A 24,520-nucleotide genomic window follows, 5' to 3' on the forward strand; every position below is an offset into this window, starting at 1 on the left:
GCGCTCAACTTCGTTTACCGGTTTTCGCTTCCCGCTCCAGCCGTTGGTAAACCGTCTCAAAATTGTCACCGGCTTTAAGCTGGTCGACCAGTTTCATCAATCCATTGCGGCCCACCACCGCCAGCCAGCGGGACACTTCCCGACCGGCGGTCATATACGCCAGCATAACCCGGTTGGAATTGCCCGAAAAAAAATCCTTCAGCGATTCCAGTTCGGTCAGCTTCAAAACCACCTGCTGACCGTGCGATTGCTCCTCCCAGTGATCCTGAAATTCGTCGTGGCGACGCAGGCTGTCGTTGGCCGTTGTAAACCGCTGGTCGATCAGGAGTGCCAGCCCCTCGTTGAACCATTGCGGAATCTGGCGTTGGGTTTTCAGCCAGCCCAGGCGGGTGTATAGCTCGTCGTGGCACATCTCGTGGGCCAACACATCGGGGTTGCGGCCATACGGATTGATGATGATCCACGATTCGCCCCAGGGTGTTCCGAGGCTGCAGCCCGCGCCTTCTCCATCATGGCAATACTGCTGGTATTGCTCGGGCGACTGACAGAAAATCACCGTTGCCCGGCCTTTCGCCGGACTGTTCCACAACTGTTCCAGCCGCTTCTTCGCTTCATTGATTTCAAAAAGCAGATAAACACGCTGGCGTTCCGAGGTGCTGGCGTCGACCCATACATTGGCGGTGAGCCGCTGAAAGTCAGCCGTATATTCCAGAAGTTGACAGCGGAAAATCTGCGGAAAGGCCGCAAAGTACGCCAGCGGCAAAATCAGCAGAAACACCAGAAAGCGGACAAACCAACGCATTGAAATCAGGTTTTGGGTATACGGTTTACAGTATTCGGTTTACGGTTTTCAGTTTAAGGCGGGGAACCGCACCGTAAACCGTAAACTGAAAACCGTAAACCGGTGCCTATTCAACGGTTCCATTGGCCATGATCAGCTCGGCGACGTTCCGCCCGGTTTGCATCGCGGCATTGAGCGACGGATAGGCGGTTTGATCCCCGCATTGGTACAGATTTTCGGCGCGTTTCAGCGGAGCGTGCTGCGTTCCCGGATAGTAGGTTGGGAGGGCTTCCGGAAGGTGGTAGGTTTTCAGCCAGCGCCATTGGTCGACCTCATGGCCAAACCAGCCGACCAGTTCTTTCTGAATCCGTTCGGCCAGGGCTTTTTCGTTTACCACATCCAGTCCGTGCGTACTGACCGAAATCAACGCCTGGCCGTCGGGGGCGTAGGAGGGAGCTACGTCGTTCAGGATGGCAATGTTGTGAAGGGCGGATTGGCGGTTTTCATTCAGCAGCAGCAGTTTTTCAGCACCGGACGGTTTTGCTTTGGGCGATTGGGGGGCCGTAAAATAGGTATTGGTGGTGGCATTGAACAGCCGCACCGGGTTTTCAAGGCCCAGCAGGCGGTTGGCGGCAGATGCATCGACGGCCAACACAATGGTGTCAGCCTGAAGGCTTTCACCGGTTTCCAGCGTGAGCGTAGAATCCCGGATTTGCCGTACCGGCGCATTCAGCCGGATCTGAGCCGGATTCAGTCGCCCGGCCAGTTGCTGCGGAATGGCTTCCATCCCGGCGGCTGGCAGGGCCGCGTCACCCGTATAAAAATTTTTGAAACAGAACTGAAAGAAATTACTCGACGTCGCCAGGGCATCTTCCAGAAAAATACCGCCGAAAAAAGGCCGGAAAAACCGGTTGATGATCTGTTCCGAAAATCCGAAATCTTCCAGAAACGTCTCGGTATCGGTGGCTTCCTGCTGAAAAAAAGCCTCGCTCGAGAGGCCCGACACGTACCGCATCAGTTCGATAATCCGCAGTTTATCACTGAAGGTTCCTGCATCGGAAGCCAGGGTTTGAAACAGGCCCGACGGTTCGCGCAGCGGATTGATGAACGGAATCCAGCCGCCCGCGGGCTGATGGATCAGCGCACCGGAACGAAACGGCTGTAGTTTCAACGCACCGTAATCCAGCAACCGTTGCGCTTCGGGATAGGCTGTCAGCAGGATTTGAAAACCCCGGTCGAGCCGAAAACCGTCGACAACATCCGTCCGGATGCGGCCACCGACGCCGTCGGAGGCTTCCAGTAAGGTGGCCTCGATACCGGCCCGGCGGAGGTAAACGGCGCAGGTCAGGCCGGCCATGCCTGCTCCCACAATGACTACAGAAGATTTGGACTGCATCAGGATTCAGTTCGTTTTTTTACAAAAATACAGCTTACCGGATAGGATGATTACTTTTGTACTTTTAGTTTCTCATCCCCCATGCATTTACTCGTACTGGACAACATCGACTCGTTCACCTACATGCTCGTCGACTACCTGAAACAGGCCGGGGCGACGTGTCGGGTGGTGCGCAATACGGCGTCGCTGGACGAAATCACGGCGGAACCGTACGACGGCGTGGTTTTGTCGCCCGGCCCCGGAACCCCCCGGCAGGCGGGGTGTCTGTTAAACGTGATCGAACACTACCACGAGCAACTTCCGATGCTGGGGGTTTGTTTAGGTCATCAGGCATTGGGGGAATATTACGGTGCCCGGCTGGTCAGGGCGGCCAAACCGATGCACGGAAAACTATCGGTGATTAGGAAATCGTCCGAGGATGCTTTAGTAGCTAATTTGCCGGACGAGTTCATGGTTACCCGGTATCATTCGCTGGTGCTGGTGGAACTGCCCGCCGAACTGACTGAACTGGCCACTACGATTGAAGGCGAAAACATGGCGTTTCGGCACCGGAATCTCCCCCTTTGGGGCATTCAGTTTCACCCCGAAGCGGCATTGACCCAGTACGGATTAGCAATTTTAAAAAATTGGATTACCTTTGTGAAAACAACTAAATAGTGACCATTTCGTTGTATTTTTCCAATTTTTCTACGACAAAACCAAGACCGCTATGAACTATCGTGTTCGGAAAGAAGGTAACTTCCGTTACATTGATGAAGGACAAGGCGACGTATTGCTTTTACTTCATGGATTATTCGGCGCTTTAAGCAACTGGGACGGTGTAATCAACGCCTTCGCCGACCGGTATCGGGTAGTAATTCCGGTGATGCCAATTTATGAAATGCCCATCCGGGAAGCCGGACTGGAAGGACTTGTGAAGTTTATTGAAGACTTTCTGGCTTTCAAAGACCTGGACAATCTGACGCTGCTGGGAAACTCTCTGGGCGGCCATGTCGGGCTGTTGTACACGCTGAAACATCCGGATATGGTGAAACGGCTCGTGTTGACGGGCAGCTCCGGGTTGTTCGAGAACTCAATGGGCGGTTCGTACCCGAAACGGGGCAGCTACGATTACATTGCAGAACGGGTTGCTTACACGTTCTATGACCCGAAAGTAGCGACGAAAGAACTGATCGACGAAGTCTTCGAAATTACCAACAGCATTCCGAAGTGCCTGCGGATCGTGGCCATTGCCAAATCGGCCCAACGCAACAATGTGGCGAAGGAAATCCAGCATATTACCGTACCCACCCTCCTGATCTGGGGGCTGAACGATACCATTACCCCACCGGAAGTAGCCCACGAATTCAATCGCCTGATTCCCAACTCAGAATTGCACTTTGTTGATAAATGTTGTCATGCTCCGATGATGGAACATCCGGATCGTTTCAATACGCTGCTGACCGATTGGCTCATCCGACAACCCCTGAATGCCACCAGCCGGCAGAGCGATCTCACCATTGCCTGATGGAATTAAGAAATTTCCGAAAAGATTTTGAAACTCTAACGGAAATTTCTTAGTTTTCAACTATACTGTTCCAGTTACACGACACCGGAGATCTCTTCCAGGAATTTTCCGGATGCTTTTGAACGATAAACAGGTACAGAGTAGTAAACAACCGACACCGATGCTGGCCTCCGAACTTATAGACCCGATGATACCGGCCCTGAAGCCGACGGATACCGTTGGGCAGGCCCTCGACTGGATGCAGGAACACCGTGTTGGTCAATTGGCCATTGTCGATCACGGCCAGTATAAGGGCCTCGTCAATGAAGACCTGCTGATGGATGTGCCGGATGATACCCACCAGTTGAGTGAGGTCATGCGGCTTTTCGAGCACCTGTCGGTCCATGAATCCCAGCACCTCTACGAACTCCTGAGTTTAATTACCGAACACCGGCTGCAGGTGATTGCGGTGGTGAACGACGAACAGGAGTTTGTCGGGACGGTTTCGGCCATTGAACTCCTCAAACAGTTTGCCCAATTGCTGGGCGTCCAGGAAGCGGGCGCCATCCTGATTCTCTCCATCAACGAACGCGATTATTCGATGGCCGAAATCAGTCGGCTGGTCGAGTCGAATAACGTCCGGATCATCAGCAGCTACTTCGCGGGGGCAGCTTACGGGATGCCCGATAAATCGCGGCTCACGCTCAAACTCAATCGAAAAGACATTACGCCGGTGGTGGCCACACTCGAACGCTTTGGCTACTCCATCGAAGCGGCTTTTGCCAATACCCCCATCGAATCCATCGACCAGGGGCGACTCGATCTGTTGCTCCGGTACCTGGATTCCTAAATCATCCGGCATTCCGTCGGCAGTCGATAGCAGATTCTTGGACTTTTCTCTCATCTTTGCAAATCTGACTGACGAACTGACTGACGATTTTTATGAAAATTGCTATTCACGGACGCAATTTTGCCGACCTGGCTACCCCGTTCATCCAATCCATGTTCGATGAGCTGGCCCGGCGGCAAATAGAAGTGCAGCTATCTGAAATCTACCGTTCGTTCCTGGATTCTGCCGGTATCGCCCACCATTCTACCTTGACGTATACGTCGTACCTCAATATTTTCGACGCCGATTTTGCGTTCAGCCTCGGCGGTGACGGAACGCTGCTCGAAGTGCTCACCCACGCCGGGCCGCGCGGTATTCCAATTGTTGGCATCAATATTGGCCGACTCGGTTTTCTGACCACCATTTCACCCGAAAATCCGGAAATGCTGCCAAGACTGCTGCAAGCGCTGTCGATCGGCGACTACCGGCTCGATGAACGGACACTGGTGAATCTCCAGTCAGACGAAGACCTTTTCGACGGGGTTCCGTTCGGACTCAATGATGTGACCATTACCAAAACCGAAACGTCGTCGATGATCACCGTTCACACCTACCTCAACGGTGAATTCCTGAATTCCTACTGGGCCGATGGCCTGATCATTTCAACGGCTACGGGTTCGACCGGGTATTCGCTGAGTTGTGGAGGGCCGCTGCTGCTGCCACACAACAGCAACTTTATCGTGACGCCCATCAGCCCGCACAACCTGAACGTCCGGCCGATGGTAGTGCCGGATTCGGCGCAATTGTCGTTTGAAGTGGAAAGTCGCAGCAACACGTTTTTGGTTTCGGTAGACTCCCGTTTTCGTACCATCAACACCGGTACCCGTTTGAGTGTCCGGAAAGAAACGTTTGCGGCCAAACTGGTCAAGATGAGCGACGACAGTTTTCTGAATACGCTGCGAAACAAGCTGAGTTGGGGCTGGGATATTCGAAATTAGACCATTAAAAATACCTTTACCGTGTGCTGGAGCCTTCTTTCGCTCAGAATGCGCAACAGTTTTACCGAGCGACCCAATAAAATACCAAAAACGGGCGTTTCAGAGGAGGAGCTTGACCAAACCGGTCAAAATTCCAATCGATGAATCAGAGGCTCCGGGTTTCCGGTGCGGTAGTAAGCAAAGAAACATGAAGAATAACCTACTGATTACCAGTTTGATTGCTGCCACCTGTCTGGCGATGCAACCGGTCGATGCACAGGCGCAAAATGGCAGAAATCCCTTTGTTCCTTATTCGGAAGTGGGTGTGGGACTGGGAACCGCCAGCTATTATGGCGAGATTGCCGGGTACCGCAAACCCCTTAAATCCACATTTCTAATGATGCGCTGGAGCGCGGGGGCCATGTATACCCGGCACTTTACGCCGAAGCTGGCCGCGCGTGCGTCGTTTACCTGGGCGCGAATCGCGGGTGACGATTATACGTACAACCGCAAAGACCTCAATTCCGGCATTGTTCAGTATGCCCGGAACCTGCATTTTCGCAATGATCTGAAAGAATTTGCCCTCTCCGGGATTTATCAGTTTGTGCCGGATGGACGCAATCCGAATTACCGTGCCAAACTGACGCCGTATGTATTTCTGGGGATTGCGGCCGTTGCCCACAGCCCGGAAGCCCGGACCCCGGTTGGTTTCGGCACCACGCCCGATGATACGGAGCAACGCTGGGTAAAATTGCAACCGCTCGGGACGGAAGGGCAGGGACAGAACGGCGTAAAACCGTATTCTCTGGTAACCCTGGCGATTCCGGTGGGCTTTGGGGTGAAATACCGGCTGAACGACCGGTTTGGTCTGGCCGGTGAAATTGGATTCCGCTATACGACCAGCGATTACCTGGACGATGCCGGCGGAGCCTACCCGGATCCGACCATCCTGAAAGACGACCTGGCGCGGGTGATGTCCGACCGCCGTCTGGAGCCGATCGCTGCCCGGAAAGGGGGTGATCGTGTTGCTGAACTACAAAATTACCTGAACACGAACGACCCTATGGGCGTGCTGGCCGCCGACCCTGCCTATGCGACGCGGGGGGCCGACGGGGTTTTCAACGATGGCTATATGACCATTAGCTTTCAGGTACATTACGTTCTGACGCCACGAATTAAATGCCCACCGATCAAATAAATTACCCTTTGTCTGTCTGCCCGTATTTTTTGGTGCCTGATCGTAAGTCGGTCGTCCGTTTTCTGACGGATGGCTGGGTGATAACGGTTTTTTGTCTGGTGATGAATTCTGGCGCATGGGCGCAATCGACCCCTACTTGGGAGGTGGGTGCCGGCCTGGGCGGAATGATTTACAAGGGCGACCTGGCCCCCAGCCTGATTCCGGGAAACATCCGCCCCGCCGGTAATTTGCTGGTGCGCTACAATGTCAGTCAGCCGTTTACGGTGCGGATCAACGCCGGTTTAGGCCAGATTGCCGGGAAAGACAGCCGGTTTAACGACCCGTTTCAACAGGCGCGCGATCTGTCGTTTAAGACCTCGATCCGGGAGCTGAACGTGTTGATGGAATACAACTTCCTGAATTATGCCAGCCAGCGCAAAGTGAAGAACTGGACGCCCTACGTATTTGGCGGACTGGGCCTGTTCACCTTTAAGACCAACCCCCGGAGTCCGGGCTACCAGCGAAAGTCGCTCTTCAATTTCCCGCTGGGCGTGGGCGTGAAGTATGAATTTAAACGACCCTGGAGTCTGGGGCTGGAATACGGAACCCGGTTTTCCGGATCCGATTACCTGGATAATTTCGGAGCAAATACCTTTAGTGATACGGATAAATTGCGGAACGGCGACCCCGTTTCCAAAGATACATACACCTACCTCGGCGTCACGTTGACCTACCGTTTCTACCGGATTACGTGCCCTGAATAACCATATTCGGGACTTTTTGCGTATTTTCGGCCTTCAGCGGATCGAATACAACTCGTTATTGTGAAATCAGGATTTTGGGAAACTATGCGGTGGATCGGCGTCCTAAGCGCTTTGTGGATTGGATTGTCAAATTCAGCTTCGTCGCAAACTGTGGCCTGGGCCGGGTCCGACATTCCGCCGGTCGATTCGATGTGTTATCAGTTTCAGCGGCTTTATACCCAGATTCGGGAAGAAAGTGTGCTACCGGATTCGGCCCGCAAACTCTTTAGTGACATTATGTTTGGCCTGCGCGGCAAATTTCGCACCGCCGAACCTTTCCGGCTCGACAGCGCTCGGCGGGACAGCATTCTTCAAACCGCCTATTTTTCGTTTCCCCTTCGCAACTACTCCCCCGACGCCATTGGTGGTTCACACGGGGAAGGCTACCGGGCCAGGGGCTTCGACCTATTCGATTACAACGTTCGCGGCAGCCACCCCGCGCAGGACATTTTTATCTCCGACCGTAACCAGGACTGCATCGACGACAACACCGACCGTCCGGCCGATGTGCTGGCCATGACCAGCGGGGTGGTGCTGGCCATCGAAACCGCCTGGACGCCGGGGCAGGAATACCGGGGGGGCAACTGGATCTGGATCTATGACCCCATTCTCGACGGGCTATGGTACTATGCCCACAACAACGCCATTGTGGTTCGCCCGGGCGACTGGGTACAATCGGGGCAAAAGATTAGCGAAGTAGGCCGTACTGGTTTCAACGCCTACGCAACCCGTTCGCCTACGCATCTGCACATCATGTACCTGCAACTCCAGGCCGACGGACTCCCGCAACCCCAAAACCCCTACGCGTGGCTGTTAACCGCCAGGAACTTTAATTAATTAAGAGTGAAGAGTTAAGAGTTAAGAATGAAGAATTAAATGGAATGCGTCAGCCAACTCTTAACTCATCACTCTTAACTCTTAACTCTTAACCGTTCAATAATACATCGCTTCGTTTCACTCTTTCATCGGCTGTAGGTAGCTATTCGTCTGGCTGGTAAAGCATTGCCCGATCCCACGGGCGGTTGTGATTAATTTTGATCCATTAATCACCAACAACATTTACTACTGCCATGAAAAAAAATGTTTTAGCACTGGTCATGCTCTTTGCCATTGTTAGCTGTAAAGATTCCAACGAAGTAAAACCGGAGGATTTAGGCTCTTATCTGATTTACACTAGCCTGTCGGCTTCAAAGTTTGACCAGGTAGAGGTGAAACTGGACGGAAAAACCGTCGGACTGCTCTCCAAACCGTATCTGGCCACGACCCAGCAAAGTGTGCCGCCCTGCGGGTCTGAAACGGCGGGCGTCGTTCTAAACATCAGCCGGCCGGTTGGCAGTTACTCGCTCGATGCGGTAGCAACGCTGAATGGCAAGCAGGTGACCAAATGGTCGAGTTCGGTGCGGTTTGAGGTGGGCAGTTGCAAAAGAACCCGCCTGACCTCCGACCTGTAAGCCTCAATCGCGTCTGTCAACCATCTTGACGTACCGCGTACCCATCGTTTTTATCCATACCCGAAAACCAGACGAGCCACACTGCGCAGTGTGGCTCGTCTGGTTTTCGGATAAATCTGAAAAATCATAGGAAGTGATCGGTTCGTTATGACCGCCCAAAAGCCATTTTCATCGGTTCAGGATCGAACCCCATTGTGATACCGCGCCATCCTTTGTACCTTGATTGTCGTCATTCTATTCCATCGCAATGCTTGTTTACCTGCTCTTTCAGCGAAACTATGGCCTGATCCGGCTCCTGATCGGATTGGTGAGTTGCGGTTGGACGGGTGTGGGCGTGGCCCAGCAATTTTCCGACCGAACCTACGGTGTCTACGACGGTTTGTCGTACGTCTATGTGTCGGGTTTGTATCAGGACCGCGTCGGCAGAATCTGGATCGGCACGTATTTTGGACTCAATTATTTCAACGGCGTTCCTCCGATTATCAACCAGCGCCAAATTCCGGCCTTGCCGGACGGGGGCGACAATCTGACCGATGCGCCCGACGGAACGGTGTGGGCCTGCGCGGGAAACCGCCTGTTCCGGATGAACGACATCACCACAACAGGACTGACTATCAAGGAATTTTCGGTCAACTACGGCCGGAAAGAACCCCGGCAGCAAGTGGTTTTTATGACCGCCGACCACGAAAACAAGCTGTGGTTTGCCGCCCGAATGGAATCGGGAAACATTGGTCAGCGGCTGTATTGCTGGGAGAAAGACCGGATGCAGGATGTGACCCGACGGTTTTTTGCCAATCCGGAACAACGGTTTCGGGGCATCCTGACCGATTGGCCCAATCGCCGGATTCTGTTGCTGACCGATGACGGCCGGTTGTGGGAAGTGAAGAACAACCGCCTGACCTTGCTGGTTGACCGGCTTGCCTTGACACAGTTGCTGACCGATCCGGCGGGGCGTTTTTATGCGATGGCCGGGTCGGCGGTTTACCGGATTGAAAACCAGGCGGTGAGCAAATTGTATGATGTGCCGGTTCCGGTTTCCGAAGTATCGCTGTGTGCCATTGGCCTCAATGGCGAACTGGCTTTTCAGAAAACGAAGGGTGATCTCGACATCTGCTGGTATGACGGCAAAACGGTGACCAACTCCCACATCAGCTCATCACCGGCCAACCGGCTGCTGTTCGATCACCGGGGTGATCTTTGGGTCGGCACGGCGCATCATGGGCTGATCAACATCAAAATGAGTGGCTGGCAATATTTTGACAACTCGGAAGGCTGGCTGGAAGAAACCAACAACGTGGCCGAAGACCGGAACGGCGTTATCTGGTTTGGTTCCTGGGGAAAAGGGCTTAGCCGCCTAACTGAGAAGGGCATTGTAGCCGACCGGACGTATCGAAAATCGATGCCAGCCGACTATTTTCAGCCTGCAAGCCGGATGGATGCCGATGGAAACATCATTCTGGTGGCCGAACCGAAAAAAGGAGTTTTCCGCTTCGACGGCCGGGATTTCCGTCGGTTGCCGGGTTCAGATACGGCTACATTACCGTTGGGTTTCTACGACGATGTCCGTCGAAACCGCTATCTGGTGGTTTCCAACACGAATTTGTTCATTTACAACCGCCGGACGCTGGCACTCCTGGATGTGGTGGCAATGCCGCCCGACCAGTACGAAAACATCGAAACCGACCGATTTGGGCGTTTCTGGATTTCTGGTTTAAATAAAACGCTGCTGTGGAATGGTGTCGGCCGATCCTTCCGGCAGCTTACCCAAAAAAACAAAGGGTTACCCGCCCAGACTCTGGCTGAAGTCCGGCGTGATAAACGCGGAAACCTGTGGCTCTCGACGGGGGATGGACTCTGGTTGTACGATTATAAAACATACCGGCGGATCGCTCCCGGCTTCATCCAGCGAACCATTACCTATTGCCGACCCATGGGGCGTTTCCTGCTGATTGGGACGCTGGAAGGCTTGTTTGTGTTCGATATGGAGCGGTTTTATGAAACGGGCGAAGAGTGGCTCGCGTATTTTGACCGGGAAAACGGATTTCGTGGCAGTCAGTGTATTTTCAATGGTATTCTGCTCGATTCACGCGGACGGCTGTGGGTTGCCACGCGCGACCGCATGATGATGATTTCGGAAAAGCGGCTTTTTCAGTTGTTAAAACCGGTGCCAACCCGCATTCAGGCATTTCGGGATATGCGATCCGGACGAATGGTGGAGACGCAAATGGGTGAAATAGCGTTCAAATCCAGCGAAAACGACCTGGAAGTTCAGCTTCAGAAAACCGGCGACACGGATTTACTGGCAAGTACGACTTACCAGTACCGCCTGGAACGTCTGGACGGCAACCCGACAACCCCCGAATGGTCGGAACCGATCCGCGAAAATTCGTTCACCCTGCAAAACCTGGGCGACGGCTCTTATCGGCTGACCCTTCAGGTGCTGCGCGCCGAAGGCCTGTGGAATACCGAACCCATTGTGCAGGAATTTCGCATTGCCCCGCCCTGGTATGCCACCTGGGGCTTCCGAACGCTGGTGATCGTTCTGGTGGTTGGCGGGCTGTTTTACGGGCGTCTGCGGCAGGTGCGGGTGCTGGCGCAACGCCGGTTAAAACAGCTCCAGATTCAGCGACGGGTGGCGCAACTCGAAGTAGAAGCCGCCAACCGGGAAAAGCAGGAGTCGGAAATCCGGCGTCAACTGGCCGAAGCCAGCCGGAAGCGGGCCTTACTGGAGGTGAAAGCCATTACGAATCAAATTGATCCGCATTTTGTCGCCAACTTCCTGACCGCCATTCAGTCGATTACCTACGAGTCGGACCCGGACACGGTGGTGAGTTATCTGGCCAAATTTGGCTCTATTTTCCGGAATCAGTTGATGACCCGCAGCCGGGTTTTCTGGACGCTTCAGGAGGAACTGGAGTTTGTGCGGAATTACCTGGATCTGGAAAAATTGCGGTTTGGCGACCGGATTCAGTTTACCATCGAGGTGTGCGAAGGCATTCCGATGGAGACCAACCTGCCCAAAATGCTGATTCAGGGCTATGTTTCCAACGCCATCAAACACGGGTTGGAACACAAACCCAAAGGTGGAACCGTGCGTCTTTTCGTTTGCCAGTCAGCCGGGTATCTGCAAATTAAAGTGGAAGACGATGGGGTAGGGCTGGTGAAAGCCCGGCAATACCGGCGCCGGAGCACGGGCCGGGGGCTGGCTATCAACCAGGCGGTTTTCGACCAGCTTAACCAGTATAACGCATTGAAAAGTTCGCAGCACGTAATCGATTTGACTAACTTTGAAACCGGCGTGTCGGGGGTTCGGCTGGAGGCTCTTTTACCCCTCCACCCGGTTCTGCCACCGGAAGAGAATGTGGTCGATTCCGACGAACCGGTTGCCTGATTTTTTTAAATGACTCGCTATGAACGCATTGATGGTACGATCGGTCATTATCGACGACGAGCTTCCGGTTCGTCGGACGTTGCGCAGCATGTTATCCTCCGTGCCGGAAGTGAGCGTGGTGGGCGAGGCCGGCAATGTGACGGAGGGGCTGGATTTGATTGCGGAACAAAAACCGGATCTGATTTTTCTGGACATCAAGATGCCCATCCGCAGCGGTTTTGAATTGCTGGATGAACTCACCTTGCAGCAGCAGTTTTACGGCGTTATTTTCATTTCGGGCTATCCCGACGATGCACTCACGGCGGTTCAAAAGGCCGCCCCGCATCTGCACTCGGATTTTGTGGTAAAGCCCATCGATCCGCTGATTCTGAAAGAGAAGTTCCGGCTGTTTTACCACAAGTGGAAGGCCGACAAAGAGCATGAATTTGAGCTGACGGCTCAACTGGAAAGGGCGTTCAGCCAGAACCCGGAGTCGGCGGTTTTGTCGGGTCCCCGGTTTCTGACGTTTCAGAATTCGGTGGCGCTCCACCGCATCGAGGTCGCCGACATCATGTACTGCGAATCGGCCAACAAGCAGATCAACGTCTATTGCTCCAAACAGGAGCACCTCAATGTGCCGAATTTAACGCTCGATGCGCTCGAAAAACTTTTGCCACCGGATCATTTCATCCGGATCGGGAAAAGCCACATTCTGAACCGGGAAGCCATCAGTTACCTCGAAAAAGGCGCCCGTCCCAAATGCCGTCTCGTCCTTGGCCACCGCGTCCGCGAGCTGCTGATTTATGCGAGTAATGTGTGGAAAGTTGAGGAAAGCTATTCTTTGTAAGGAACGAACACTGAATATTGAATAGCGAATATCGAAGTACGGTGCAGGCATGATTTCGATATTCGTTATTCAATATTCAGTGTTCAATATTGGTAATTATTGCCCCAAAAGAATCTTATTCGTCATTTCCTTATCGATCGTGATATAACCGGGATAGTTGACTTTCTTGTTCCCCAGCGCAAGGGTTGGCTTGATTTTGATCGTCAGCATCGACGGTTTGGCGCTGTTCGAACCGCTCATGTTCCGGACCAGGTCCGTGAATGCATCGCGGGTTTTTTCGTCGGTCATCAGTTTGTAGGCATTGGCGTTTAGCTTGATCGGAACGCGCGTTGAGCCGCCACCGGGAGCCACTTCGATGCGCTGGTTGACAAACCCGTTAAAAAGCTCCTGTTCCGCCAGCATAATTTTGTATTCCAATTGGTCGATAGCCGCCGTTTTATTGGTCGGATTGGTGATGTCGATGTTGATCCGGGCGCTCAGCGGAATGCTTTTGGTCATGAATCCCGTGGCCAGTTGCGGATACTTCATGGGATTGAGATCTTCCAGATTTTTCAGTTTCCGGACGTCGATGCCCGACAGGTAAACGCTGTCGGCTGATGTGATATTGAATTTGCAATCGCCCAGGGCTTTGGCCTGCGTGATCTGGCGGTTGACGCTGCATTGGCTGAAAGTCAGTGCGAAGGCGGAAATGGCTACGAAAAACAACAGTTTTCTCATGTACTTGCTATGCTTGATGGATGTTCCCTTTAGATAGACGAAAAAGGGATTGGTTTAGTTTTAAAAATGCCAATTCCCGCTCATTTTTACCGCTATTCGTAACCACAAAATTTTGCTGTCCATTGTTTTGTAGGTATATTTATACGTTAAGCCGAACGGGGCTAGGAAATGACCCGAAAAATTTGTATTTTTACTATCCGAAATCGTCCTTTTAACCGCATTTCTTATAACAATTCCGTAAAACGGAGCTATACTGATTGCATTCTATGACAAACGAATTAATTGAAGCCGACATCACACCCGAAGAACGTTCCAGAGGTAATTACGATGCAGACAATATCCAGGTCCTGGAAGGTCTCGAAGCCGTTCGGAAAAGACCGGCCATGTACATCGGCGATGTTGGTATCAAAGGGTTACACCACCTGATCTGGGAAGTAGTTGATAACTCCATCGACGAAGCTTTAGCTGGTTATTGTGATACCATTCAGGTTACGATTAACGAAGATAATTCGATTACGGTGAAAGATAACGGCCGGGGTATTCCGACCGGAATGCAGACTAAATTAGGTAAATCAGCCCTTGAAGTGGTCATGACCGTGCTTCACGCGGGGGGTAAGTTCGACAAGGATACGTACAAAGTGTCGGGTGGTTTGCACGGCGTGGGGGTTTCCTGCGTGAATGCACTCTCGACGTTTCTGCACGTTGAAGTACACCGCGAAGGCAAAGTGTTCGAGCAGGAATACCACATCGGGCAGCCGGTTTATCCCGTTCGGGAAATCGGCACGGCAACGGATACCGGAACAACAGTACGCTTCAAACCCGATGATTCGATTTTTACTGAAAGCGTTTACAAATACGATACCGTCGCCGGTCGTTTGCGCGAGCTGGCCTTTCTCAACAAACGCATCCGCATTACCCTGACCGATTTGCGTGATATGAATGAACAGGGCGAACCGCTGCACACGGAGTTCTATTCGGAAGGCGGTTTGACCGAGTTTGTGAAGTATGTGGATGAAAGCCGTCCTTCCCTGGAAGGCATGTCGCCCATTTACATGGAACGTGAGACCGGGACAACGCCCGTTCAGGTGGCGATGGTTTATAACATGGAAGCGGGCGAAAACATCTCTTCCTACGTCAACAATATCAACACAATCGAAGGCGGCACGCACGTGCAGGGATTCCGGACCGCCTTGACGCGGATTCTGAAAGGATATGCCGAACGCAATGCGCATTTGTTGGGGAAAAACTCCGGTAAAGTGACCTTCGACGGGAGTGACTTCCGCAAGGGCCTAACCGCCGTTATTTCGGTGAAAGTGGCTGAACCGCAGTTTGAAGGGCAGACCAAGACCAAACTGGGGAATAGCGATGTCGTTGGAGCCGTTAGCTCGACGGTGGCTGAAATGCTCGAAATGTGGCTGGAGGAACACCCGAAAGAAGCCTCGTCGATCGTTCGGAAGGTATTGATTTCAGCACAGGCCCGGATTGCCGCCGATCTGGCCTATAAACGCATCATGACCGACCGCAAGGACTTCATGAGCGGGATGGGTCTGCCGGGTAAACTGGCCGACTGTTCGGATACCAACCCGGAGAATTGCGAAATCTACCTGGTGGAAGGGGATTCGGCCGGCGGTTCTGCCAAACAGGGCCGTAACCGCGCCTTCCAGGCCATCCTGCCGTTGCGGGGAAAAATCTTGAACGTGGAGAAAGCCCTGGAACACAAGATTTACGAAAACGAAGAAATCAAGAACATCATTACGGCGCTCGGGATTCGCTACGAACGCGTCAATGGTGAAACCGTGATGAACCTGGAGAAACTGCGGTATCATAAGGTAATCATCATGACCGATGCCGACGTCGATGGCAGCCACATCCGGACGCTGATTCTGACGCTGTTTTTCCGCCACATGCGCTCGCTGATCGACAATGCGTTTCTGTACATCGCCCAGCCGCCGTTTTACCTGGTCAAAAAAGGCAAGGAAGAACGGTATTGCTGGACGGAGCAACAACGTGAAGCCGCTATTCGGGAACTGGCCGGATCGGGTCGTGAGGAGAACGTGAACGTGCAGCGGTACAAAGGTCTGGGAGAAATGAATCCGGAACAGTTGTGGAGCACGACGATGGACCCCGAGAAACGGAGTCTCAAGCGGGTGACGATCGAGTCGGCCGCCGAAGCCGATCACGTCTTTTCGACCCTGATGGGCGATGAGGTGGCCCCCCGCCGGGAGTTCATTGAGCGAAACGCCAAATATGCAAAAGTAGACGTGTAAGACAGAGCGGGCGAATAGCCCGCTTTTTTTTTGTTCGCTCAGGAACGGTTATCCGGAATGTTCCGGTAAACCCCTGCTGGTAAATACCATAATCCGGAAGAACGACAGAATTTTCTGTTTTAGGGGCGGTTAGAAAAATAACGGATCAAATCGGGTAGGCTTTCGATAAACCAGTGAATGGTAAAATAAACCAGAATTACTGAAAAAAAACGCCAGGGTATTCTCGATTTTAGCCACATAGTACGGAAGGGGTTAATTTGATTTTATTTTTTGGAGTAACGACCATTAGAATTAAGGGCTTGGTGCCACAGGAAATTTTTAATTGCTACCCAAAAGGTTCAATGAATGGCGCATGTTAAAGGGCGACAAAAAGAATTGGATCGTAGGTATACTGCTAAATCTGAGCAGATAGAGAGGCTAAACAACTCATTGCTGCTTAGCATGAAAGGCTGTTAAAGACCTGTTTTATTGGAATAGATCACCCTGAATTAAATAAACAGAATGTAAAAAAAGGCTATGCGGCACTAAAACAGCTTTTTGATGCGGTTCTGGGTGTTCACTATTGGGTTAAAAAATTCCAATTTTTTGCTGGTATTGCCGATAAAACGATTTATTTGATTTTTTATTGTTAAGCTAATCCACTGCATAGTAGATAAATAAATGGTGATAAGGGATAGACCCGAATATCCGGGTTAGTATTCGGCGGAATGGTATGTACTAATCATTATAAGCCAGTCTATTTTGTAGATCAGTCATTATAAAAACCGATACATTGCGTATGCTATTAGATTAATATTATACAATTCCCGTACCAAAATTTCTAAAACACGACTGAAGGTTTCAATTATAAATGAATTATTTTTGCGTATACAATAATAGAAAAGATATAACATGGAAAGAATTGGTGCGAAAAATGCTTCGGCGTTCTTCTTTGCCGTTTTTTTGAGTGGACGACCCTTTTGGTACAGAATCTGTTTGTATGAAGTGACAGACAGGTGCCATAAACTAAAAAGTAGCGTACGAAGTTGTCATACTATGCGTTACTTGAATACAATAAAGTTCATCCCTACCTATGACCGGCAAAAGTCCTTCACAAAAAGATAATATGGAAAGGAAGGGTTCTTTCGGGAATCTTTTCTCGTTTTTCTCAGGGCGTAAAGTAACTTTACCATCCGATTCGGAAGATGGTAAGGCTATGAAAATAAACGAAAAACTGGCGAACGTCATCGACCAGAGCAACTACATCAGCCGTGACCTGAGCTGGCTGAAATTCAATGACCGGGTACTGGATCAGGCCCGCACGCCAGAACGCCATCTACTCGACCGACTCAAGTTCCTGGCCATTACGGCGTCGAACCTGGACGAGTTTTTTACCATTCGCATCGGGAGTCTCTACAATTACCTCGACTACGGAAAAGAGCGCGTCGACTACTCCGGTTTGCGGGAAATTCCTTTCCGAAAAGCCCTGATGACGGCGGCACAGCAGTTCAGCCGGGACCAGCGTGCGGTTTTCGATGAATTGAAGGCGTCGTTCAAGGACATCGACTTTCGGTTTGTCGGACTGAGCGACCTTACCGACGAGGAGCGGGTGAAAGCGGTCGATTATTTCGACCGGACCATTTATCCCATGTTGACGCCGATGGTCTACGACTATACGCACACCTTTCCGATGTTGCTGGCAAAGGTGCTGATTTTCAGCGTCGTAACCCAGGACCCCAGCCGCCCCGTGAAAGCCGGGGATGATGACGAGAACCAGCGGTTATCGTTCGTTCAGATTCCGGCCAATCTGCCCCGTTTCATGCCGTTTGAGCGCAAAGACGAAACGTGTTTTCTGCCGATAGAAGAAATTATCCGTCAGGAAATCAAGAAGTTATACCGGAATGTGGAGATCGATTCGGTTAATCTGATGCGGATAACGCGAAACGGTGATTTCACGCTGGAGGAAAGCGACGATATCGAAAACGATTTTATCGACGAAATCAAGCAGAAGATCAAAAACCGCCGTCTGGGTCGCGTGGTTCGCGTTGAAATCGAACCCAATGCGTCGGAATGGATGGTGAATCTGTTGAAAAAGCGTTGGGAAATTGATGACTACAATCTGTTTGAAAATGCGCAACTGATTGATTATACGAGCCTTTGGCAAGTCGTTCGGCACCCGGAATTTCGCGATGAACTGCCCACGCCCCCGGCCCCCGTACCGGCTTTGGGAATGCGTCGGGAGAAAAATGCAGACATCTTTGAGTTGATGAAAGAGCGGGATATTCTGCTCCATCATCCGTATAACAACTTCGAGCCAGTGATGTCGCTGCTGGAACAGGCTGCCGAAGATCCCAATGTGCTGGCCATCAAACTCACAATCTATCGCCTGGCCAAACGGTCGCGGATTACGGAAGCCTTGCTGAAAGCCGCCGAAAACGGCAAACACGTCTCGGTTTTGTTTGAAGTGAAAGCCCGTTTCGACGAAGAAAACAACATTCGGGAAGCCCAGCGGCTGCAAAAAGCCGGGTGCTTTGTGATTTACGGGATCAGTAGTTATAAAACGCATACCAAACTGCTGCTGGTGGTTCGGAGTGAAGGTTCGCGTGTGGTTCGGTATGCCCACCTGTCGAGTGGAAACTACAACGAAGAGACGTCGAAACTTTACACTGACATCGGTTTGCTGACCACCGACGAGGTGTATACGCACGATATTTCCGAATTCTTTAATGTCATTACCGGACATTCGCTGCCCAACGATTACCAGTATTTGATTACCGCCCCGCGCGATATGCGGAAGCAACTGGTCAAGCTCATCCGGGCCGAATCCGAAAACGCCAGAGCGGGGTTACCGAGCGGTATTTGCATCAAAATCAACTCCCTGGAAGATCAGGAGGTGATTGATGAACTCTACAAGGCGTCTCAGGCGGGGGTGCCCATTCGGCTCATCGTACGCGGTATTTGCTGCCTGCGGCCCCATCGGCAGGGGTTGAGTGAGAATATTACCGTCCGGTCGATTGTCGGCGACTTTCTGGAACATACGCGTCTGTTTTATTTTCACAACAACGACGATCCGAAGATTTACGGCGGCAGTGCCGATGTCATGGTGCGCAGTTTCGATCGGCGCATCGAATCGTTGTTTTTGCTGGTGGACAAACGGGTGAAACAGCAGGCCATTCACCTGCTGGATTACAATCTGCGTGACAACGTCAACGCCTATGAACTTCACGAAGACGGGGTTTATGTACGATGTTGCGTAGAGGAAGAAACCGAGCAGCCGTTCAACATTCAGAAGAAGTTTTTTGAAGTGACGCAGAAAGAAGTCATGCAGGCGAAATTATTCGTGAACGAAAAACCAATCGAGCCTGAGCCACCCCAACCGGAAACGCAGCCGGAAACGGAGGTTCAGACGAGTTGATGCGGTTTACGGTATCCAATTTACGGTGGCTGACGCGTGTGAAGCGTGCGTCAGCCACCGTAAACCGTAAACTGAATACCGTAAACTAATACTTGCAAAACTCCGGTGAGGCAATTTCGAACGCCAGCGTGTTGTGGTCGGGCACAAACCGGTTTTTCTCCAGCGGCCAGCTTGCTCCGCCATCGGTGCTAACCCGAATATCATACGGTTTTTTAACTTGCAGCTTATAGGACACGGTCTTGGTACTTTTCCGATCCAGGGTAACCAGGTCGCGCCAATCCCGTTTCCCGGCGTCACTGTATTGCAAACGGATCCGGGCGGGCAACCTGGATTCGTCCAGTTTTGTGGGGGGCGGACAGGCAAAATTAAAACTTACGGTGATGGGCGGTGGAACCGCTAATTTTTGCAAATCCAGGACTTGTGGGCTGCGGTTGCAGGTTTGCTGGGGCGTGGTTTCAAGCACCGGCTGCCCCGGATTACCGCTGCTGTATGCATCGTTGAAGGCAAAAACCTGCAACCGGACTTTCCGGTTCTGCAAAAGATTCGTCAGGACGATGCGGCTACCATTGTTCAACGGCGTATAAAACGAGCTCAGTTCCTGCCGCGTATCGGCATCGACCACCTTGCAGAGGTACTGGATGTCAACCTGATTCAATTGACTGCTTACCGTAAAAATGGGCCCCTCGTCACAAACCGCCTGGGTCCAGCCAGCCACCCACAAGGCCGGATGCGCGATCGAAAGGGTACACTCCGGTTGTCCGGTGGAAGCATTGCGGGAAACCACTCCCGGTTTTTCCTGCTGCCAGTGGTTGCTAACCCGGTCATAGCGATACAATGGGATTTCGTCGCCCGGCTGAAGCGGGCGACCCAGGGCGGGGTTGATGGTGGCTGGATTGAGCGTCATGACGCAGGAAACCGGTTTCGAAATCTGTTGAACCAGTCGGAATTGGTCATCATGGAATTCCAGCGAGAAAGCCCCCGCAATCTGGCTGAGTTGCAATGGTCCCAACTTTTCTCCGCCAGCAGTGGTAACCGACGACATGATGGTACCGTTCGGCAGAAAATCGGCGGGGTTGTTACCCCGGTTTTCGATGTGGAGCAAAGCCGCCGTCAAAGGGCCGCTCAACAGGGTTCCATCAGCTTCCTTAAAATCAGAACCGGGTTCAATGCGAGCGGTTACATTGTCCTGTTTCTGGTTGATAACGGGCGTCTTGATGGCTAAGCCGGCAACCAGCGGTAGTTCGATCGCATCTACCTGCGTCGCCGACAGGTGGGTGGGCGGGTCACTCAGTTTGAGCCACTTTGGTGACAGGCTGTATCGGCCCGTATCAGCCAGTTTAACCGGCTGAATAATGTCCAAGTAACCCGCCGATTTGGCGGCAACAACAAAATGGAGCGGATCGTTTTTCGAATACATGGCCTCGGGTGAAGCCGCCAGAATCAGCACGCCATCCGCATTTACTTTGTAATTTGTCGTATTGAGAGTTGTCACAATTTGGTCGGCATCGGCCCCGGCCACCGCTAGCTCAATCTCTTTTGGCATCGGTCCTTTCAGACTCCGGAACCGGAACTCAACAATTCCGTTTTCAATGGGGTCTTTAAATCCAATCCCCACATCATCCAGCGGATTCTGGCAGGCATTGCTGAGAAATAGCAGCATTGTCAGAAAAAAAGAAAATACTATCTTTTTCATATATCCAATAATTATTGAAATAATTCAATTTAATTCCTTGGTAATCAGAGATAATAAGATAACAGATTTTCTTTGTTTTTGTCTGATAATTAACGAAAAAAAGAGAGTAACAACGGGATGAAAGACGCTGAACATCGGAGAAAGCACGACATTCACGAACAGGAAATAAACCGTTATCCGATGAGAAAACCGGCTAATTCGCATTCGGGACCGGTCATTCCTTCTTATCTTCACAAGTTTTTTGTAAACTACCGTACACTTCAACTAACCAGCGTATTGAATGAGCCGTTTTACCGGACTGATCGGCATCGTATTGATTTTGGGCATCGCCTATGCCATGTCAAACAACCGCAAAGCAATTAACTATCGAACTGTGGGAGTTGGGTTGTTACTCCAGTTTGGATTGGCGGTTTTTATTCTGAAAACGGACATCGGTCAGCAGATTTTCCAGACATTGGGGCAGTTTGTCGACCGGCTTTTACAGAAATCAGTCAAGGGCGCTGAATTTGTTTTTTCTCCGTTGGTCAACCGCGAGTTGCTCAGCAAAGCATTCGGTCCCGAAAACGGCTTTATTTTCTTTTTTCAGGTCATCCCAACCATCATTTTCGTAGCGGTTCTGGTCAATATTTTCTACCATCTGGGCATCATGCAGCGGGTTGTAGCGGTGCTGGCGCGGTTCATGAAATGGTTGATGGGCGTCAGTGGTGCCGAGGCATTGTCAAACGTTTCGAGTACGTTTGTCGGACAGGTCGAAGCGCAGATCATGATCAAACCGTATCTGAAAACCATGACGCAATCGGAATTGCTGGCGTCGATGACGGGCAGTTTTGCCTGCATTGCCGGGGGCGTTCTGGCGGTCTACATTTCGCTGGGCGTACCGGCACCGTATCTGTTGGCTGCCAGTTTGATGGCCGCACCGGGTGCGCTGGTGATCAGCAAAATCGTTTTTCCCGAAACCGAAGTCTCGGAAACGGAAGGCATCGTGAAGCTGGAAATCAAAAAAAGCCACGCCAACCTGCTCGATGCCATTGCTTCCGGTGCGGCTGAAGGGCTGAAAGTGGGATTCAATGTGATTGCCATGCTGATCGGTTTCATCGCTCTGATGGCCTTGCTCGACAGTATTCTGTTCCGGATCGGGTATTACATTTTCGGATTTCCGAACCTGAGTCTCAACTTTTTGCTGGGCCATGTCTTTTCCGTCTTTGCCTGGGCCATGGGCGTTCCGTCGAAGGATATTCAGGCTGCGGGCTCGTTGATGGGGACGAAGATGGTGGTGAACGAATTTGTTGCGTATCTCGACCTGGTGAAAATCAAAAACACACTCGACCCCAAAACCATCGCCATCACCAGCTTTGCACTCTGCGGTTTTGCCAATTTTTCGTCGATTGCCATTCAGGTGGGCGGTATCGGTGAACTGGCGCCCTCGCGCCGGAGCGATCTGGCCAAACTGGGTTTCAAAGCCCTGATCTGCGGAACGCTGGCGTCGTATATGTCTGCGACCCTCGCCGGTTTGCTGCTCTAAAATAAAACCGCTACAGAACGGCAGGATTTGACTGAAATCCTATAATTTCAGCAGGATTTTCTTGTCTTATTGCTGGCCTTTGTCGGCCTTCCTATCCCTATTGTGATGATTGCCACGAAACTGATCCCCCGCACGGCTTCGGCTCAGGAGCAACCGCTTCTGGTAAAAACAATATTGGCACAGTCGCTCAAATACGAGCCGCAGCGGGAAATTGTTTACCGCGACCTGTTCCGTATGAATTACGTAGACTTCAACCAGCGGGTTCGTCGCCTGGCCAATTTGCTGACTTCCAGCGGGGTGAAGCCGGGCGATACGGTAGCGGTTTTCGATTGGGACAGTCACCGGTATCTGGAGTGTTTTTTTGCCATTCCGTGCCTGGGTGCCATTCTGCACACGATCAACGTGCGGTTGTCTCCCGCGCAGATTCTGTATTGCATGAACCACGCGGAAGACAAGGTAGTGGTGATTCATGAAGACTTCCTGCCGCTGCTCGATGCGATCAAAAGCCAGCTCACGACGGTAGAAACATTCATTCTGGTGAGCGATAAAGTATATCAAAACCAAGAGGTCGTGATTCCGGACGGTTTTGTCGGCGAATACGAAAGTCTGCTGAAAACCGCTTCAGATCAGTATGATTTCCCGGATTTTGACGAAAATACCTGGGCTACGACGTTTTATACCACCGGTACCACGGGCAACCCCAAAGGTGTTTATTTTTCGCACCGGCAGTTGTTCATGCACACGATGGGGCTGGTGACCTACATCTGCGGGTATGAAGCCGTCGCGTTTCATTCGACCCATGATGTATACATGCCCATCACGCCCCTGTTTCATGTCCACGCCTGGGGTTTTCCGCTCCTGGCAACCATGCTGTCGGCGCGGCAGGTGTATCCGGGGCGGTATGAACCCGAAATGCTTCTGACATTACTCCTGAAAGAAAAAGTAACCCTCTCGCATTGTGTCCCGACGATTCTGACGATGCTGGTGAACAGCCCGGTTGCCAAACAGGTGGATTTGAGTCGCTGGAAGGTCATCATCGGCGGCTCGGCACTGACGAAAGGGCTGGCAAAAGCCGCTCTGGAACTGGGCATTCAGGTCTATGCGGGCTATGGACTGTCCGAAACCGCTCCGATTCTGTCGCTCACCTACCTGAATGACACCGAGCGTGCGTTGCCCATCGACGAGCAGGTGGAGTTCCGGACGCGGGCCGGTCGCATTGCGCCCTTTATCGACATCCAGTTGCAGGACGATGAGGGACAGCCGGTTCCGCACGACGGCCATTCGCTGGGCGAACTGACGGCGCGGGGCTCCTGGCTTACGCAGGGCTATTACAAGGAAACCGAGCGGGGCGAAGAACTCTGGCACAACGGCTGGCTCCACACGGGCGATGTGGCCGCCATTACCCCCGATAACTGGGTGATCATTGCCGACCGCACCAAGGACGTCATCAAGTCCGGTGGCGAGTGGGTTTCGTCGCTGGCAATTGAAAACTGTCTGTCACAAATCGAGGGCGTGGGCGAGTCGGCGGTGGTCGGGTTCCCGGACGAAAAATGGGGCGAACGCCCGCACGCCCTGGTGGTGCTGAAACCGGAGTATGTAGGCAAAGTAACGTCTGAAACGATCAAAACCGCCTTGCAGGGTCAGATTTCGAGCGGGGACATCAACAAATGGTATGTGCCGGATCGCATTGTGCTGGTCAATGAAATTCCGAAAACCAGCGTTGGTAAAATCGACAAAAAGAAGATCCGGGCCGAGATGAAAGCACTAATCTTCTCCTGAAAATGACCCTTACAGTGCAGAAAAATCCTGC

At 51.9% G+C, this 24,520-nt stretch carries 18 protein-coding genes; 14 read left to right on the forward strand and 4 right to left on the reverse strand.

Annotated features, from left to right (window positions below; translation table 11 throughout):
* Positions 1-4 precede the first annotated feature (4 nt).
* Positions 5-802 (reverse strand): hypothetical protein, encoded by a 798-nt coding sequence (locus tag ACS5NO_RS05520; protein ID WP_439414208.1) that lies wholly within the window; start codon positions 800-802, stop codon positions 5-7.
* A gap of 106 nt (positions 803-908) precedes the next feature.
* A complete protein-coding gene (locus tag ACS5NO_RS05525) occupies positions 909-2,177 on the reverse strand; it encodes an NAD(P)/FAD-dependent oxidoreductase (RefSeq protein WP_439414209.1) in 1,269 nt (422 codons plus the stop codon).
* A gap of 81 nt (positions 2,178-2,258) precedes the next feature.
* Between ACS5NO_RS05525 and ACS5NO_RS05530 the strand changes: the two genes are divergently transcribed.
* From ACS5NO_RS05530 to ACS5NO_RS05575, 10 genes are all read left to right on the forward strand, one after another.
* Complete coding sequence (locus ACS5NO_RS05530) at positions 2,259-2,834, forward strand: anthranilate synthase component II (protein ID WP_439414210.1); 576 nt, start codon at positions 2,259-2,261, stop codon at positions 2,832-2,834.
* Between the two features lie 52 nt (positions 2,835-2,886).
* The gene (locus tag ACS5NO_RS05535) at positions 2,887-3,684 is read left to right on the forward strand and encodes an alpha/beta fold hydrolase (protein ID WP_439414211.1); all 798 of its coding nucleotides are present in this window, start codon (positions 2,887-2,889) and stop codon (positions 3,682-3,684) included.
* Between the two features lie 160 nt (positions 3,685-3,844).
* Positions 3,845-4,513: a CBS domain-containing protein gene (locus ACS5NO_RS05540; RefSeq protein ID WP_439414212.1), complete on the forward strand. Its 669-nt coding sequence runs from the start codon at positions 3,845-3,847 to the stop codon at positions 4,511-4,513.
* 92 nt (positions 4,514-4,605) lie between these two features.
* Positions 4,606-5,490 carry an NAD kinase gene (locus ACS5NO_RS05545; RefSeq protein WP_138989542.1) on the forward strand — a complete coding sequence of 295 codons (885 nt, stop codon included), beginning with the start codon at positions 4,606-4,608 and terminating at the stop codon, positions 5,488-5,490.
* A gap of 187 nt (positions 5,491-5,677) precedes the next feature.
* Positions 5,678-6,667 carry a DUF6089 family protein gene (locus tag ACS5NO_RS05550; protein WP_439414213.1) on the forward strand — a complete coding sequence of 330 codons (990 nt, stop codon included), beginning with the start codon at positions 5,678-5,680 and terminating at the stop codon, positions 6,665-6,667.
* The gene (gene porG, locus ACS5NO_RS05555; RefSeq protein WP_439414214.1) at positions 6,649-7,410 is read left to right on the forward strand and encodes a type IX secretion system protein PorG; all 762 of its coding nucleotides are present in this window, start codon (positions 6,649-6,651) and stop codon (positions 7,408-7,410) included. The genes ACS5NO_RS05550 and porG overlap by 19 nt, the downstream gene beginning before the upstream one ends.
* 123 nt (positions 7,411-7,533) lie before the next feature.
* Positions 7,534-8,286 carry a M23 family metallopeptidase gene (locus tag ACS5NO_RS05560; protein WP_439414215.1) on the forward strand — a complete coding sequence of 251 codons (753 nt, stop codon included), beginning with the start codon at positions 7,534-7,536 and terminating at the stop codon, positions 8,284-8,286.
* Between the two features lie 233 nt (positions 8,287-8,519).
* Positions 8,520-8,900, forward strand: a complete 381-nt coding sequence (locus ACS5NO_RS05565; RefSeq protein ID WP_439414216.1) for a hypothetical protein — start codon at positions 8,520-8,522, stop codon at positions 8,898-8,900.
* A gap of 247 nt (positions 8,901-9,147) precedes the next feature.
* Positions 9,148-12,291, forward strand: a complete 3,144-nt coding sequence (locus tag ACS5NO_RS05570; RefSeq protein ID WP_439414217.1) for a two-component regulator propeller domain-containing protein — start codon at positions 9,148-9,150, stop codon at positions 12,289-12,291.
* Between the two features lie 31 nt (positions 12,292-12,322).
* Complete coding sequence (locus ACS5NO_RS05575; RefSeq protein WP_439414218.1) at positions 12,323-13,117, forward strand: LytR/AlgR family response regulator transcription factor; 795 nt, start codon at positions 12,323-12,325, stop codon at positions 13,115-13,117.
* A gap of 96 nt (positions 13,118-13,213) precedes the next feature.
* Here the strand turns inward: ACS5NO_RS05575 and ACS5NO_RS05580 are convergent, their stop codons facing one another.
* Positions 13,214-13,834 (reverse strand): hypothetical protein, encoded by a 621-nt coding sequence (locus ACS5NO_RS05580; RefSeq protein WP_138989536.1) that lies wholly within the window; start codon positions 13,832-13,834, stop codon positions 13,214-13,216.
* A gap of 266 nt (positions 13,835-14,100) precedes the next feature.
* Here ACS5NO_RS05580 and gyrB point away from each other — a divergent pair, with 266 nt between their 5' ends.
* Positions 14,101-16,101: a DNA topoisomerase (ATP-hydrolyzing) subunit B gene (gene gyrB, locus ACS5NO_RS05585; protein ID WP_114409415.1), complete on the forward strand. Its 2,001-nt coding sequence runs from the start codon at positions 14,101-14,103 to the stop codon at positions 16,099-16,101.
* Between the two features lie 1,072 nt (positions 16,102-17,173).
* Positions 17,174-19,495, forward strand: a complete 2,322-nt coding sequence (gene ppk1 / locus ACS5NO_RS05590) for a polyphosphate kinase 1 (RefSeq protein ID WP_439414219.1) — start codon at positions 17,174-17,176, stop codon at positions 19,493-19,495.
* 85 nt (positions 19,496-19,580) lie between these two features.
* Here ppk1 and ACS5NO_RS05595 read toward each other — a convergent pair whose 3' ends face one another.
* Entirely contained in the window at positions 19,581-21,155 is a 1,575-nt protein-coding gene (locus ACS5NO_RS05595; RefSeq protein ID WP_439414220.1) for a hypothetical protein, read from the reverse strand.
* A 313-nt stretch (positions 21,156-21,468) separates the two neighbouring features.
* On the opposite strand from ACS5NO_RS05595, the gene ACS5NO_RS05600 reads away from it, so the two are divergent.
* Both ACS5NO_RS05600 and ACS5NO_RS05605 read left to right on the forward strand, forming a co-directional pair.
* Positions 21,469-22,710, forward strand: a complete 1,242-nt coding sequence (locus tag ACS5NO_RS05600) for a NupC/NupG family nucleoside CNT transporter (RefSeq protein ID WP_439414221.1) — start codon at positions 21,469-21,471, stop codon at positions 22,708-22,710.
* Positions 22,711-22,815: 105 nt separating this feature from the next.
* Positions 22,816-24,489: a fatty acid--CoA ligase gene (locus tag ACS5NO_RS05605; protein WP_439414222.1), complete on the forward strand. Its 1,674-nt coding sequence runs from the start codon at positions 22,816-22,818 to the stop codon at positions 24,487-24,489.
* Positions 24,490-24,520 lie beyond the last annotated feature (31 nt).

It is taken from the genome of Larkinella fluvii (genome assembly GCF_051857545.1).
Lineage (GTDB): Bacteria > Bacteroidota > Bacteroidia > Cytophagales > Spirosomataceae > Larkinella.